The organism is Pseudomonas sp. FP1740 (assembly GCF_030687165.1).
Classification (GTDB): Bacteria; Pseudomonadota; Gammaproteobacteria; order Pseudomonadales; family Pseudomonadaceae; genus Aquipseudomonas.
The window spans coordinates 1159319-1174249 of record NZ_CP117461.1; the positions used below are offsets into that span (position 1 = coordinate 1159319).

At 59.3% G+C, this 14931-nt stretch carries 11 protein-coding genes and 1 pseudogene; 6 read left to right on the plus strand and 6 right to left on the minus strand.

The genetic code is table 11. The annotated features are described in order from the left end of the window. The first annotated feature begins 36 nt into the window (after positions 1-36). From PSH69_RS05035 to PSH69_RS05045, 3 genes are all read left to right on the plus strand, one after another. Positions 37-579, plus strand: coding sequence for a YaeQ family protein (locus tag PSH69_RS05035; protein WP_007940622.1), 543 nt, complete (start codon positions 37-39; stop codon positions 577-579). A gap of 67 nt (positions 580-646) precedes the next feature. Then, positions 647-2356 (plus strand): single-stranded-DNA-specific exonuclease RecJ, encoded by a 1710-nt coding sequence (gene recJ / locus PSH69_RS05040; protein WP_064616237.1) that lies wholly within the window; start codon positions 647-649, stop codon positions 2354-2356. Positions 2357-2713: 357 nt separating this feature from the next. Next, positions 2714-3820: an NADH:flavin oxidoreductase/NADH oxidase gene (locus PSH69_RS05045; protein ID WP_305411245.1), complete on the plus strand. Its 1107-nt coding sequence runs from the start codon at positions 2714-2716 to the stop codon at positions 3818-3820. A gap of 103 nt (positions 3821-3923) precedes the next feature. Here the strand turns inward: PSH69_RS05045 and PSH69_RS05050 are convergent, their stop codons facing one another. Then, on the minus strand, positions 3924-5549 hold the full coding sequence (locus tag PSH69_RS05050; protein WP_305411246.1) for a glucan biosynthesis protein D: 1626 nt from the start codon (positions 5547-5549) through the stop codon (positions 3924-3926). Between the two features lie 412 nt (positions 5550-5961). On the opposite strand from PSH69_RS05050, the gene PSH69_RS05055 reads away from it, so the two are divergent. Continuing rightward, positions 5962-6147 carry a hypothetical protein gene (locus PSH69_RS05055; protein ID WP_007940616.1) on the plus strand — a complete coding sequence of 62 codons (186 nt, stop codon included), beginning with the start codon at positions 5962-5964 and terminating at the stop codon, positions 6145-6147. Positions 6148-6235: 88 nt separating this feature from the next. Here PSH69_RS05055 and PSH69_RS05060 read toward each other — a convergent pair whose 3' ends face one another. The 5 genes from PSH69_RS05060 to ydcS all read right to left on the minus strand — a co-directional run bounded on the left by PSH69_RS05060 (position 6236) and on the right by ydcS (position 11846). Next, positions 6236-7660, minus strand: a complete 1425-nt coding sequence (locus tag PSH69_RS05060) for a gamma-aminobutyraldehyde dehydrogenase (protein WP_305411247.1) — start codon at positions 7658-7660, stop codon at positions 6236-6238. A gap of 80 nt (positions 7661-7740) precedes the next feature. After that, positions 7741-8565: an ABC transporter permease gene (locus PSH69_RS05065; RefSeq protein ID WP_138866860.1), complete on the minus strand. Its 825-nt coding sequence runs from the start codon at positions 8563-8565 to the stop codon at positions 7741-7743. Beyond that, a complete protein-coding gene (locus PSH69_RS05070; RefSeq protein WP_258613161.1) occupies positions 8555-9499 on the minus strand; it encodes an ABC transporter permease in 945 nt (314 codons plus the stop codon). Before PSH69_RS05070 ends, PSH69_RS05065 begins: the two co-directional genes overlap by 11 nt. A 1-nt stretch (position 9500) precedes the next feature. Beyond that, positions 9501-10538 carry an ABC transporter ATP-binding protein gene (locus PSH69_RS05075; protein ID WP_258613162.1) on the minus strand — a complete coding sequence of 346 codons (1038 nt, stop codon included), beginning with the start codon at positions 10536-10538 and terminating at the stop codon, positions 9501-9503. Positions 10539-10694: 156 nt separating this feature from the next. Then, positions 10695-11846: a putative ABC transporter substrate-binding protein YdcS gene (ydcS, locus tag PSH69_RS05080; protein ID WP_305411248.1), complete on the minus strand. Its 1152-nt coding sequence runs from the start codon at positions 11844-11846 to the stop codon at positions 10695-10697. 214 nt (positions 11847-12060) lie between these two features. On the opposite strand from ydcS, the pseudogene PSH69_RS05085 reads away from it, so the two are divergent. Both PSH69_RS05085 and PSH69_RS05090 read left to right on the plus strand, forming a co-directional pair. Next, positions 12061-12183: pseudogene (locus PSH69_RS05085) on the plus strand (DUF533 domain-containing protein); the annotation flags it as partial. A 284-nt stretch (positions 12184-12467) separates the two neighbouring features. Then, positions 12468-14882: a hypothetical protein gene (locus PSH69_RS05090; RefSeq protein ID WP_305411249.1), complete on the plus strand. Its 2415-nt coding sequence runs from the start codon at positions 12468-12470 to the stop codon at positions 14880-14882. The last annotated feature ends 49 nt before the right edge of the window (positions 14883-14931 follow it).

A 14931-nucleotide genomic window follows, 5' to 3' on the forward strand; every position in this document is an offset into this window, starting at 1 on the left:
GACTTGCCGCCTTTCCCCGTATCAAGAAGCCCGTTCATGGCCCAGCCGTCCACGACCTACAAGTTTGAACTGAACCTCACCGACCTCGACCGCAGCGTCTACGAGAACGTGAAGCAGACCATCGCCCGTCACCCTTCGGAAACCGAAGAGCGCATGACCGTGCGGCTGCTGGCCTACGCCTTCTGGTACAACGAGCAGCTGTCTTTTGGCCGCGGTCTGTCAGACGTGGATGAGCCGGCGCTGTGGGAAAAGAGCCTGGACGACCGTGTCCTGCACTGGATCGAAGTCGGCCAGCCAGACGCCGACCGCCTGACCTGGTGCTCGCGCCGCACCGAACGCACCAGCCTGCTGGCCTACGGCAGCCTGCGTGTCTGGGAAGGCAAAGTGATCCCGGCGATCAAGACCCTGAAAAACGTCAACATCGCCGCCGTGCCCCAGGAAGTGCTGGAAACCCTGGCCAAGGACATGCCGCGCGTTATCAAGTGGGACGTGATGATCAGCGAAGGAACGATTTTCGTCACCGACGACCGTGGTCAGCATGAAGTCCAGTTGCAATGGCTGGCCGGCGAACGCGGCTGATTATTCGCCGCTTGGCCGCGTCCCCCCGGTTTTATCCTACGTATTCAAGAGAAGCACCTGTCACCCCATGCGCATCGAACCTCGCCTGTTGCCCGACACCCTGCCATTCCTCGGTGATATTCCGCCGCTGCTGACCCGCCTTTACGCGGCGCGGGGCGTGCAGTCTGAGGCTGAACTGGACAAGAGCCTGGCGCGGCTGATTCCGTTCCAGCAGCTCAAGGGCATCGAGGCGGCGGTGGATTTGCTGGTAACGGCGCTGGAGCAGCGTCAGCGGATTCTGATCGTTGGCGACTTCGATGCCGATGGCGCGACGGCCAGTACCGTGGGCATGTTGGGGTTACGCTTGTTGGGCGCGGCGCATGTCGACTATCTGGTGCCAAACCGCTTCGAGTACGGCTACGGCCTGACCCCGGAAATCGTCGAAGTGGCGCTGACCCGCGAGCCGCAGTTGTTGATCACTGTGGACAACGGCATTTCCAGCGTCGAAGGCGTGGCAGCGGCGAAAAAGGCCGGGCTCAAGGTGCTGGTCACCGATCACCACTTACCCGGCGACGAGCTGCCGTTGGCCGATGCCATCGTCAATCCGAACCAGCCGGGTTGCGAGTTCCCGAGCAAAGCCCTGGCCGGTGTCGGGGTGATTTTCTATGTGCTGATGGCCTTGCGCGCGCGCCTGCGCAGCCTGGGCTGGTACGAGAGCAAGCCGCAGCCGAACATTGGTGAATTGCTGGACCTGGTGGCGCTGGGCAGCGTCGCCGACGTGGTGCCGCTGGATGCCAACAACCGGATTCTGGTGCATCAGGGCCTGGAGCGAATTCGCGCCGGGCGCGCGCGGCCGGGGATCAAGGCGATCCTTGAAGTGGCCAAGCGTGATCATTCGCGCATCACCTCCACTGACCTGGGCTTTATCCTCGGCCCGCGCCTGAACGCGGCAGGAAGGCTGGACGACATGAGCCTGGGCATCGAATGCCTGCTCACCGAAGACGCGGGCGCCGCCCGTGAAATGGCCGCTCAGCTGGATGGCATGAACCAGGACCGCAAATCCATCGAGCAGGGTATGCAGCGCGAGGCGCTGGCCCAACTCAAGGATCTGCCGGTGGAATCGATGCCGTTCGGCCTGTGCCTGTTCGATCCCGAGTGGCACCAGGGTGTGATCGGTATCCTCGCCTCGCGTATGAAAGAGCGCTATTTCCGTCCGACCATTGCCTTTGCCGATGCCGGCGATGGCCTGCTCAAGGGCTCGGGGCGTTCGGTTCAGGGCTTTCACATTCGCGATGCCTTGAGCGTGGTCGCGGCGCAACATCCGAACCTGATCAGCAAATACGGCGGCCACGCCATGGCGGCCGGCCTGACCTTGCCGGAAGCGAATTTTCCGTTGTTCGCGCAAGCCTTCGACGCCGAAGTGCGCAGGCAAATGCGCGAAGAAGACCTGACCGGGCGACTGCTGTCGGACGGCACCCTGGCGGTCGAGGAGTTTCACCTGGAACTGGCCCGCGCCCTGCGCCACGCCGGACCTTGGGGGCAACACTTTCCGGAGCCGCTGTTTCACGGGGTGTTCCAGTTGGTCGAGCAACGAGTCGTTGGCGAGCGGCACCTTAAAGTGGTGCTGAAGAGTGAATGCGGCTCGGTGAAGCTGGATGGCATCGCCTTTGGTATCGACCGGGACATCTGGCCGAATCCGACCATCAAGTGGGTCGAATTGGCCTATAAACTCGACCTCAACGAGTTTCGTGGGAACGAGACAGTGCAGTTGATGATTGCCCACATCGAACCGCGATAACGGCACGATGCTTTTGTGGCGAGGGAGCTTGCTCCCGCTGGGCCGCGAAGCGGTCCTAAACCTTTAAACGCTTTTTTCCTGTGGTACCGCGTCGGTTGGTTGACGACTGCTGCGCAGCCGAGCGGGAGCAAGCTCCCTCGCCACAGGTATCGCCCGGACCTCAAATTGGCGGTGTTTCATTTCTTGAACCCTCCCTGATCCCGCGATGTCGACTAGGCTCTAAGCACTGCTTGATTATCCTTGTGACGTCTTGTCGAATTTTTTGCCCGCGGGGGCGGGTGCTGCACCTTTTTCCTGTCACTCGTCGACTATTCAAACAGAACCCTGGAGCCTGCCCACTGATTTGAGAGGTGCCCCATGAGTCTGCTGCTTGAACCCTATACCCTTCGTCAATTGACCCTGCTTAACCGCATCGCGGTGTCACCGATGTGCCAGTACTCCAGCGTCGATGGGCTGGCCAATGACTGGCATCTGGTCCATCTCGGCAGCCGCGCGATCGGCGGCGCGGGTCTGGTATTCACCGAAGCCACGGCGGTCACCGCCGATGGGCGTATCACCGCCCAGGACCTTGGTCTCTGGAACGATCAACAGATCGAACCCTTGCAACGTATTACGCGTTTCATTGCCGCTCAGGGCGCCGTTGCCGGCATCCAGCTGGCCCACGCCGGGCGCAAGGCCAGCACGCATCGGCCGTGGCTGGGCAAGCATGGCAGCGTCAAGCCGGAAGACGGCGGCTGGATCCCGGTCGGCCCTTCGCCGATCGCTTTCGACCCCCAGCACACACCACCCAAGCAGCTTAATGAAAGTGAGATCGCCGAGGTCGTCCAGGCTTTCGTCGATTCGGCCAAACGGGCATTGATCGCCGGTTTCAAAGTGGTCGAAGTACACGCCGCCCATGGGTATCTGCTGCATCAATTTCTTTCGCCCTTGAGCAATCAACGGCGCGATCAGTACGGTGGCTCATTCGAGAATCGTATTCGGCTGGTGCTGCAAGTCACCGAAGCGGTGCGGGCCGTGTGGCCTGAAGAGTTACCGGTGTTTGTGCGGGTATCGGCCACTGACTGGGTGGAAGACGGTTGGAACCCCGACGAAACCGTGGAGCTGGCGCGACGTTTGAAAGATCTGGGTATGGACCTGATCGACGTTTCGTCGGGCGGTACGGCGGTAAATGCCGAGATTCCTACAGGGCCCGGTTATCAGACCCGATTTGCTGAGCGGGTACGTAAAGAGTCGGGCATTGCCACCGGTACTGTAGGAATGATCACCGAGCCAGCCCAGGCCGAGCATATTCTGCGTACCTGTCAGGCCGACATCATCTTCCTCGCCCGGGAGTTGTTGCGTGATCCGTATTGGCCGCTGCATGCCGATGACGATCTGGGTGGGCACAAGGCTGTCTGGCCGGCGCAATACCAACGGGCCACCCATCGTGACCAGCCGATTCATGAATCGGATTTGCGTGACTGAAGGCCGCTGTAAAACCAAAAAGCCCCGGTCGGGTTGACCGGGGCTTTTTGATTTCTGGTTCGGGATATTAGGCGGTTGTTCGGCCCGGACCCGGTCTAATACCTCAAGTGTACTTGCGCTTATCAGGCGCCGGCGGGAAATACTGGTACAGCCAGGTTTCACTCAACGTGCGGTCATTGGTGCGAATGAACAACCGCAGTTCCACCGGCGCCACGCTGTCATTGGTCGGGTACCAGTCGAAGGTGATTCGGTAGCCCTTGATGTCATCGAGCACCAGCACGTTGAAATCCTTCACCTGACCGTTCGAGCAGGTCACCACCGGTTCGATCCCCGCGCCTTCGGGCAAGCGGTCCAGGCCGCCGCCGGTGAAGTCCACGGCGAAGCGGCGTGCCCATACTTCCGGATAATGCTCGCCTGGTGCCCAGCCTTCGATGAAGCCGCCCATGCCCGAACGGGTCGCATTGACCCGTGCCAGCGGCGTACCCGTCGGTGGCAGGGCGCTCCAGTAGAGCTTGTAGCCGTAATTCAGGGAATCACCGGCGGCGACCGGTTTCTTCGGCGTCCAGAACGCGACGATGTTGTCCAGGGTTTCGCCGGTCGTAGGAATTTCCAGCAAATCGATAGAGCCTTCGCCCCACGCGGTCGTAGGTTCTACCCACAGGCTCGGGCGCTTGCTGTACCAGTCGACGGTGTCCTGATAACTGTCGAATTCATGGTCGGTCTGCACCAGGCCAAAGCCTTTCGGGTCGGTGTCGGCGAAGGCATTGAATTGCAGGGTGGCCGGGTTGTTCAGCGGACGGCAGATCCACTCGCCGTTGCCGCGCCACATGGCCAGGCGATCGGAGTCGTGGATTTGCGGGTGAATGGTGTCGCACATACGGCGCTCGTGGGTACCGCAGCTGAACATGCTGGTCATCGGTGCGATACCCAGTTGTTCGATGGCGGTGCGGGCATTGACGTGGGCGTCGACTTCCATCACCACGCGCTCGGCCTGGCAATCGATGTCAAAACGGTAGGCCCCGGTGGCGCTCGGCGAATCGAGCAGGGCGTAGACCACGAAACGGGTGCTGTTCTTGTCCGGTGTCTCGAACCAGAACTTGGTGAAGTCCGGGAATTCTTCACGCTTCTTGGCGTAGGTGTCGATTGCCAGGCCGCGGGCCGACAAACCGTACTGGCCGGTGGCGTCTACCGCACGGAAATAGCTGGCGCCGAGGAACGACAGTACGTCGTGCTGATCCAGCTCCGGGGCCTTGAACAGCTTGAACCCGGAAAACCCCAGGTCGCCCTTGAGCTGCTGGGTGTCGACGGTGGTTTTTTCATAGTTGAACAGCGACGGGCGGAAATGCACCTCGCGCGCCAGTCGAGTCTTGGGATCGACGCTGTACATGCGCACCGGCTGCTTGAAACCCATGCCGACGTGGAAGAACTGCACGTCCAGCTGACCTTTCAGGTCCTTCCACAGCGAATGATTGCCGTCGTAGCGGATCGCATTGAAGTTCTGCGGCGTCATGGTTGCCAGCGTCGGCGGCAGCACCTGTTTGGTGTCCTGATACGGCTTGCCGGCGAGCTGTTTGGCTTGGCTCTTCAGCGTTTCGAAGTCGAACGCCTGGGCGTCGCCATCGGCAGTGCCACTGCCGGCCCAGGCGTTTGCGGCCAGCAGGCCGGTGGCCGAGAGACCGGTGTAAGCCGCGATGGCCATGGAGGCTTTGAGCAAATTCCTGCGGTGCATAAGTACAACCTGTCGTGAACAATCCCGCGCCGTTCCTGGCACGTGCTGGATCAGAAATAACGGTTCGGACATGCCTTCGGCCAAACGCAACGGACTTTAGAGCAGATGCCAATAAGCTTAAACCGTTCAGTTGTAGAGCAAAAATGATTGATAACACCGCGACAGCGCGGCAATGAAACAAGACATGTCAGGTAACGTTTCTCACAGCGGTTTCTGATTTATAGGGCATATCTGCTTTTTTCGACTAATTACTCTAAAAACCGCTTTTCAGCGTCGATTTAATTTCTATTCTATGGTCATGACCGGTTTCGGCCCTTCAGACCGGTGGGTTCAGTGCACACAAGACGGCCGCTGAAAGTGATAGGGCGATGCGGTTTTGCAGTTTTCTCTGACGTATAGAAGGACATCGTCCATGTCGAAAGTACAAGGCATCACTGAAATGTTAGGACTCTTTCCCTGCCTGGCCACCGGGCGGCGAAGGCGTCGTCTCAGTTCGGAGGAGTTGAAGTTGGTGGAGCGCTATCGCGAGTTGTCGGAGAGTGACCGGATTGCGATGCGCTATCTGGTGGATGCGATGAGGAGTGTTTCGCGGTTTTGAGGTGTAAAGGATTTGTCCGTTGAGCAAAGGATCGCGGCTTGCGGCAGCGCTTACAGGAGAACTGCCGCTGGCCGCGATCCTTTCGCTTTTAATGCTTGAACATCACATGCCGCACAACCGTGTAATCCTCCAACCCATACATGGACATGTCCTTGCCATAACCGGACAGTTTCTGACCACCGTGCGGCATTTCGCTGACCAGCATGAAGTGGGTGTTCACCCAGGTGCAGCCGTACTGCAGGCGTGCAGACAGTCGATGGGCGCGGCCGACATCCGAGGTCCAGACTGACGATGCCAGGCCGTACTCCGAGTCGTTGGCCCAGGCCAGGGCCTGCGCTTCATCGGTGAATCGGGTCACCGATACCACCGGCCCGAATACTTCGCGGCGCACGATCTCGTCGTCCTGTTGTGCGTCGGCCAGCACCGTCGGTTCAAAGAAGAAGCCATTGCCTTCCACTGGCTTGCCGCCGGTGATCACACGAATGTGCGGTTGCGCCATGGCCCGCTCGACAAACCCGGCCACGCGGTCACGATGTTGGGCGCTGATCAATGGGCCCAGCTCCGTCGATGGATCATCTTGCAAGCCGTACTTGAGGCTGCTGACTGCGGCGCCGAGCTTCTCGACGAAGGTGTCGTAGATGCCTGCCTGAGCGTAGATGCGGCAAGCGGCAGTGCAGTCCTGGCCGGCGTTGTAAAAACCGAAGGTGCGAATGCCTTCCACGGCGGCGTCGATGTCGGCATCGTCGAAGATGATCACCGGCGCCTTGCCGCCCAGTTCCATGTGCATGCGTTTGACGCTGCCGGCGGTACTGGAAATGATGTTCGAGCCGGTAGCGATGGAACCGGTCAGCGACACCATGCGCACTTTCGGGTGGGTGACCAGGGGAGTGCCGACCGTAGGACCACGACCGAACACCAGGTTAAGCACTCCCGCCGGGAAAATCTCCGACGCCAGTTCGGCCAGGCGCAGGGCGGTCAGCGGGGTTTGTTCCGACGGCTTGAGCACCACGGTATTACCGGCGGCCAGGGCCGGGGCGACTTTCCAGGCGAGCATCATCAGCGGGTAGTTCCACGGCGCGATGGAGGCAATCACGCCCACCGGGTCGCGGCGGATCATCGAGGTGTGGCCGTGCAGGTATTCACCGCCCAGCGCACCACCCATGCAACGGCTGGCCCCGGCGAAGAATCGGAACACGTCGGCAATCGCCGGGATCTCGTCGTTCAGCGCGGCGCTGTAGGGTTTGCCGCAGTTGTCCGACTCGAGTTTGGCCAGCTCTTCGCCATGGGTTTCGATGATATCGGCGAGTTTGAGCAGCAACAGCGAGCGTTCTTTCGGCGTGGTTTGCGACCAGCCTTCGAAGGCGCTATCGGCGGCGCGCACGGCGGCGTCGACCTGGGCTTCGCTGGCTTCGTTGATTTCCACCAGTACACGACCGAGGGCCGGGTTGAACACGGCTTGGGCGGGGCCGTCGCCGGCGACCAGTTGGCCATTGATCAAGAGTTTGGTTTGCATGGCTTTGTCCTCCGAAGCTGTTGTTTTCTTTTTGTGGGAGCTGGCCCCTGCTCCCACAGGATCCGGTTTCCAGTGGTCAGTTATTTTCCGCCGCTACCGGCGACACTCTCGCCACCACGGGTCAGGTAATACGCGCCGAGAATCGGCAACATGGTCACCATCATGACCAGCATCGCTACGACGTTGGTCACCGGCACGTCCCGAGGGCGGCTGAGCTGGTTGAGCAGCCACAACGGCAAGGTGCGTTCGTGGCCGGCGGTGAAGGTGGTGACGATGATTTCGTCGAACGACAGGGCGAACGCCAGCATGCCACCGGCCAGCAATGCCGAGCCGAGGTTCGGCAGGACGATGTAGCGGAAGGTCTGCCAGCCGTCGGCGCCGAGGTCCATCGACGCTTCGATCAAACTGTAGGACGTGCGGCGCAATCGGGCGATGACATTGTTGTAGACGATCACCACGCAGAAAGTCGCATGACCGATCACGATGGTGAACACCCCCGGCTCGATCCCCAAGGTCTTGAAAGTCGCCAGCAGCGCGATCCCGGTGATGATCCCCGGCAGGGCAATCGGCAGGATCAGCATCAGCGAGATGCCTTGCTTGCCGAAAAAGTCCCGCCGGTACAGCGCCGCCGAGGCGAGGGTGCCGAGGATCAGCGCAATCAGGGTGGCGATGGCGGCGATCTGCAGCGACAGCTTGATCGCCTCCAGTACGTCGGGCCGCGAGAACGCCACGGCGATCCACTTCAGGGTGAAGCCCTTGGGCGGAAAGCTGAACGCCGCGTCTTCGGTGTTGAAGGCATAGAGGAAGATGATCAGGATCGGAAAATGCAAGAACAGCAACCCGCCCCAGGCGGCGATGCGCAGGCCCAGGGATGCCCGGTCTTGAGCGGAAGCGTCAGAGCGCATCGAAAGCCCCCAGGCGTTTGACGATGGACAGGTAAATGGCGATCAGCACGATCGGCACCAGCGTGAAGGCCGCCGCCATCGGCATGTTGCCGATCGCCCCTTGCTGGGCGTAGACCATGCTGCCGACGAAGTAGCCCGGCGGGCCCACCAGTTGCGGCACGATGAAGTCGCCCAGGGTCAGTGAAAAGGTGAAAATCGAACCGGCCGCGATCCCCGGAATCGACAGCGGCAGAATCACTTGCATGAAGGTCTGACGCGGCTTGGCGCCCAGGTCCGCCGAAGCTTGCAGCAAGGACGGCGGCAGGCGTTCCAGTGACGCCTGGATCGGCAGGATCATGAACGGCAGCCAGATGTAGACAAACACCATGAACCGCCCCAGATGCGAGGTCGACAGGGTGCTGCCACCCACTCCCGGCATCCCGAGTACGAACTGCAACACCGGCTCCAGGTTCAGGTACTGAACGAACCACTGGGCCACGCCGCCCTTGGCCAGCAGCAAGGTCCAGGCATAGGCCTTGACGATGTAACTGGCCCACATCGGCATCATCACCGCGATGTAGAAAAACGCCTTGATGTTGCCGCTGGTGTAGCGCGCCATGTAGTAGGCGATCGGGAAGGCCACGATTGCACTGGCGATCGACACGACGATGGCCATGCTCAGGGTGCGCAGGATGATGTCGAAGTTCGATGGCTGGAACAGCGCTGCGAAGTTCGCCAGGGTCAGGTCGGGGGTGACCGTCATGGTGAAGTCATCGAAGGTGTAGAAGCCTTGCCACAGCAGAGTCAGCAGCGAGCCGAGGTAGATCGCGCCAAACCACAGCAACGGCGGCACCAGCAGCAGCGACAGATACAGGTTCGGCCGCCGGTACAGCAGGTTGGAAAACCGGCGCAGCGGCGAGCCGTTGGCCGGGGGGCGAGAGATCACACTGTCCATCTCATACCCCGCCTACAACATTGTCGTGCAGCGGGATCATCGCCTCGCGCGCCCAGCGAGCGCTGATGCGTTGCCCGGGCTGATGTTGCGCACTGACGTCCAGCCACTGGACGTTGGCCTGGCTGATGTTCAGGGTCTGGCCGTTTTCCAGTTTCAGTTCATAGCGGGTGGAGCTGCCTTGATACTGGATGTCGTGGAGCAGGCCGCTGACTTCTATTTCATGGCTGGCCAGCGGCCCTTCGGCGAAACGCACATGTTCCGGGCGGATCGAAAACGGCTGAGGATTGCCGCTCAACTGCCGGGCCAGATCACCGCGTATCACATTGGACGTGCCGACGAATTCGGCGACGAAGGTGGTTGTCGGTTTCATATAGAGGTGGCGCGGCGTGTCGACCTGTTCGATGCGTCCTTTGTTGAACACCGCCACGCGGTCGGACATCGACAACGCTTCGGTCTGGTCGTGGGTGACGAAGATAAAGGTGATGCCTAGCTGGCGTTGCAGCTTCTTCAGTTCGCCTTGCATTTGCTCGCGTAGCTTCAAGTCGAGGGCGCCCAAGGGTTCATCGAGCAACAACACACGAGGGCGATTGACCAATGCGCGGGCCAGGGCCACCCGTTGGCGTTGGCCGCCCGACAGCTGCACCGGTTTGCGCTCGCCGTAGCCGTTGAGGGCGACCATGTCGAGGGCTTCTTCGGCGCGTTTGTGGCGTTCGGTCTTGCCGACGCCTTTGACTTTCAAACCGTAGGCGACGTTGTCGAGTACGTTCATGTGCGGGAACAGCGCGTAATCCTGGAACACGGTGTTCACGTCGCGCTGATACGGCGGCAGCCCGGCGGCTTCGGCGCCATGGATGCGGATGGAGCCGGTGCTCGGCTGTTCGAAACCGGCGATCAGGCGCAGGCAGGTGGTTTTACCCGAACCAGAAGGGCCCAGCAGGGAAAAGAACTCGCCGTCCTGGATGTCGATGGAAACCCGGTCAACGGCCTTCACCTCACCGAACTGACGGGAAACGTTGGTGAACTGGACTGCAAGCGTCATGGATACGGTGCTCCAAAAAAAACGGGGGGTGTGCCGTTAAAAGATCGCAGCCTGCGGCAGCTCCTACGGGATTCGTAGAAGACGCCACATTTGCGGTGCATGCCGTCGGCGTAGGAGCTGCCGAAGGCTGCGATCTTTTGATCTTGCTTAAACCGCTTAACGCCCTCCCATAATCGCGATGTAGTCCTGGGTCCAGCGGCTATAAGGCACGTACTTGCCACCCTCAGCCTGCGGGGTTTTCCAGAAGGCAATCTTGTCGAACTGGTCGAAACCGTTGGTCTTGCACCCCTCGGCCCCCAGCAGTTCGCTGGCCTTGCACGCCGCCGGAACCGCCGGCAGCGAGCCGAACCAGGCGGATACATCGCCCTGGACCTTCGGCGTCAGCGACCAGTCCATCCATTTGTAGGCGCAGTTCGGGTGCTTGGCTTCGGCGTGCAGCATGGTGGTGTCGGCCCACCCGGTGGCGCCTTCCTTGGGGATGGTCGAGGCGACTGGCTGTTTCTCGTTCATCAGGCCGTTGACCTGATACGGCCAGGAACTGGAAGCCACCACGCCTTCGTTCTTGAAGTCACTCATCTGCACGGTGGTGTCGTGCCAGTAGCGGTGGATCAACTTTTGCTGGGCGCGCAGCAGGTCGAGAACGGCCTTGTACTGTTTTTCGTCGAGCAGGTAAGGGTCCTTGATGCCCAGTTCCGGCTTGGCGGTTTTCAGGTACAGCGCCGCGTCCGCGATGTAGATCGGGCCGTCATACGCCTGCACGCGGCCCTTGTTGGATTTGCCGTCGGGCAGCTTCTGCTCTTCGAGTATCACGCTCCAACTGGTCGGCGGCTGTTTGAACACGTTGGTGTTGTACATGAGTACATTCGGACCCCATTGGTAGGGGGTGCCATAGGTTTGCTTGTCGACCACGTACCACGGCCCATCCTTCAGGCGCGGATCGAGATTCTTCCAGTTGGGGATCAATGCGGTGTTGATTGGCTGGACACGCTTGCCGGCGATCAAGCGCAGGGAGGCATCGCCGGACGCCGTCACCAGGTCGTAACCGCCCTTGGCCATCAGGCTGACCATTTCATCGGACGTGCCGGCCGTCTTGACGTTGACCTTGCAGCCGGTTTCCTTCTCGAAAGCGCTGACCCAGTCGTAAGCCTTATCGGTTTCGCCCCGTTCGATATAGCCGGGCCAGGCAACGATATCCAGCTGACCTTCGCCGGCACCAACGGCTTTCAGCTGTTCGGCGGCCTGCAGGCTGGCGCTGGCCAGGAGCGCTGTGGCGATTGCACTGAGCAGTGCGGTCTTGTGTTCGAACATGGGGTTTCCCTCTTCTTTAATTAGGGTCGGGACAGCGTTGAACGGGGTCGTTCGCCACGAGTGGCTTGTTATTAGCGTAGTGCGCTTTGTGGGAGGTTGACTGAGGCCGGGCTGTGTCATGGGTTTATCCAGACTAGTGCCCGATGCCAAGGTCGACAAATCCAGGCTGGTGGCCTTGATGATCCGGTTAACCCGATTTCGTGGAGGCGGCAAAATGAATACCCGTGGATTGCTCGATCAACTGCTCAAGTCCGGTCGGGATCTGTTGCAGAACAAGGCCGGTGGCGCGCAGAACAAATCATCCAGCGGTGGATTGGGCGGTTTGCTCGGCGGCAGTTGAAGCTGGAGCCGGGGTTGAAGGCCGAGTTGGAGACGCAGGTGCGGCAGGCTTCTATGTAAGCGTAAGCAGCACCTTTAACGATCCTCAAACAAAACCCGCCACCTCTTGTTGAAGTGGCGGGTTTGTTGTTGCAGCACTTTTTTCGGATGCCGCTCCGATTTACCGTTTGTCTGGAATAGACCTTTACCTATTATTTCTGACAGTAGCCAAATCTACGGCTCAATGGCCTGATGTCGCTTATCAGGCCGCTGTTCGCGACCAGCAGACTAGGAGCGCGTGTGATGGGTGACGATCTCTCGATGACAGCTGAAAATAATGTCCTGCAAGATTATTCACCGTCTATTCCGGGGGCTACAGCGGATGTTAAAAGCGAAAACTCTGATGCGGGGAAACCTCTGGTCGGTGTTCCCCTCAGGCTGACCGAGAGCGGGAGGCTTCGTGTTGTCGTTGATCCCCCTATCGATCAGCCAGGCAACCCTGTTACGGCAGTCATTCTTTTTCTCAATGGGGTGAAAGTTGATGTCGAGGCTGAGATTGATGAGCAACTTCGGCGTAGTTTTTGGGTGCCTAAAGCACTACTGCGTGAGGGGCTTCAGCGGTTCACTTATTCAGTAACGCGTCTGAGTGGTAATAGCGGTGAGTCAGCGGCGCTCTTTTGTGAATACAGTCAGCATCGCCCCGCCGGGAGGGACGTCGACCCTCGCGATAACTACCACGACGGCCTGGGTATCGAAGTGCCAGAAGACATTGGGCCAAATGAAGTCAAGAAGGGTGTTTGGGTCACTGTTTCTTACCTTTTCATGAAGCTCCACGATGTCATCACTCTCAAGTGCAATGGGGTTGAAGTCAGACGCGTGGTCGGTGTTTCGGACGATCCACAAGAACCGGATGTGGTTGGCAGCCCTATCAAGATTCGGGTCAGCAAGGACGTGTTCGAAGAGGCCGGGAGTCATCCGGCTTTTCTGTTTGTGTACACGGTCAGGGATCAGTTGGAAAACTACACTGAAAGATCGCTCTGGTCCAAGGGGGTTGAGCGGGACATTGACCTTATGGAGAAACAACTGGCGGGGCCGGACTTGATTGAAGACCCCAATGACGAGAGCGACGACGCTGACACCATCGACCCCGTCAAAGTGAACAGAACACAGTTTCTCCATGCACGGGTACACGCGTTCAAAGGGCTTTTTGAAGCCAAGGACATCATCCAGGGCAATTATGTTTGCGTACCACCTACAGGTTCGTCGGTGACAGATAATCCGCAGGTGACTGTCGGCAGAGTGCCATCGACTTATTTGTTGAAAATACCCGCGAGCAAGGTTTTCCCGGGCGGGCAGGTACAAATGACTTGCGAACTGATCAGAAACGGCATGGTTATCGCCAGCTCCTATAAAACCAAAGCGCGTGTGCTCAGGGGAGGCGAGGGTGTTTTGCCTGTGCCGACGGTACAAGTGGTCGAGAGCGGTATGCTTTCACCGGGTAAAAACCTCGAAGGCGCCAACGGGCGTGTCGAGCTGATCGGGTTTCTTCCGGGAGATCAGGCCAAACTGGTGGTCAAGGGCGCGTCGGGCGCAGGGTCACCCAAGTTTGGATTTAAGCCGTTCAATTCCAACTCACGGGCCAACTTCAAGCTCGACACAAAATTCATCAGTGCCAATATCGGGCGCCAAGTCGAATTCTCATGGACTCTGCTGCGCAACGGCAACGAGACCGTATCCGAGTCATTGATTGTCACCGTAGAAAAGTACAAAGAACAGGATCCGAACTTTCCGGCGCCTGAAGTTACAGAGGCGAATGGACGCGATTTGGATACCCGTTCGTTCGTCGGGGATGCTCATGTTGCGCTCGAGTCCTGGTCATTTATCGATATCGGCCAATCGTATACGCTGGATGCCAGCGGAACCGACAGCAATGGCAACTCCGTCACGATCCCGATTGCCAGTGGAAAAGAAACAACGGCGACGGAGGTAGAAAAGGGCTTGCAAATACCTTTGTTGCGTCAAAAACTGCTGAAACTCAGGAACGGCAGTGAGCTGACGATTCGGGCAAAAGTCGACCTGCACCCCAACGAAAACGACCAGACGATCGTGACCTTCCCGCTGCAAAGTTACGTGGTCACTACCCTGGCACTGCAGACGCCGTATATCACGTCACTGAAGGACAGCAAGGGGGAGATCAAAGAAGGGGGCTACACCACCGATATTCGCGTCACCGTGACTGTCGCGTCGAGTCCGAAACTTGAAGTGCAGATTCTGGATGGCAAAACGTCTGTCAGCAGGCAGTTTGCCAATGACCAGGGTATTTCGACCCATACCGTCACGGGGTTGGGTTTGACGAGCCATCGTCTTGTGGCCAGAACTATTTACGGGCCTCAGCCGGAGTCTGCCCCTCGTACGTTTACAGTGCTGGCTCCGTTGAAAGCTCCAACCATCTCTTACGTTCTGTTTCAAGGAAATTACGTTCCTTCGGGGGGTAACGCGAATAATTGGGTCACGTTCTTCGGTACTTGCGATGCTCGTCCCTATGCGCGAACAGTATTACTGACTACTGAGGCAGGTGGTGGATACCAGTTTGGCATACCGGCCAATCATACGACCTGGAATCAACTCGCCTGGCTTGGTCGCGGATATCGCTACCACCGTTTGGTCGATATCGAGTCGAATCTGTCCTCTAACGTCCATGCCGTTAACTGGCAGTGAGCGCCAGCGGCTTTAACGGGGCGCAGCTTTTCGGCAGCACCTTCAGATC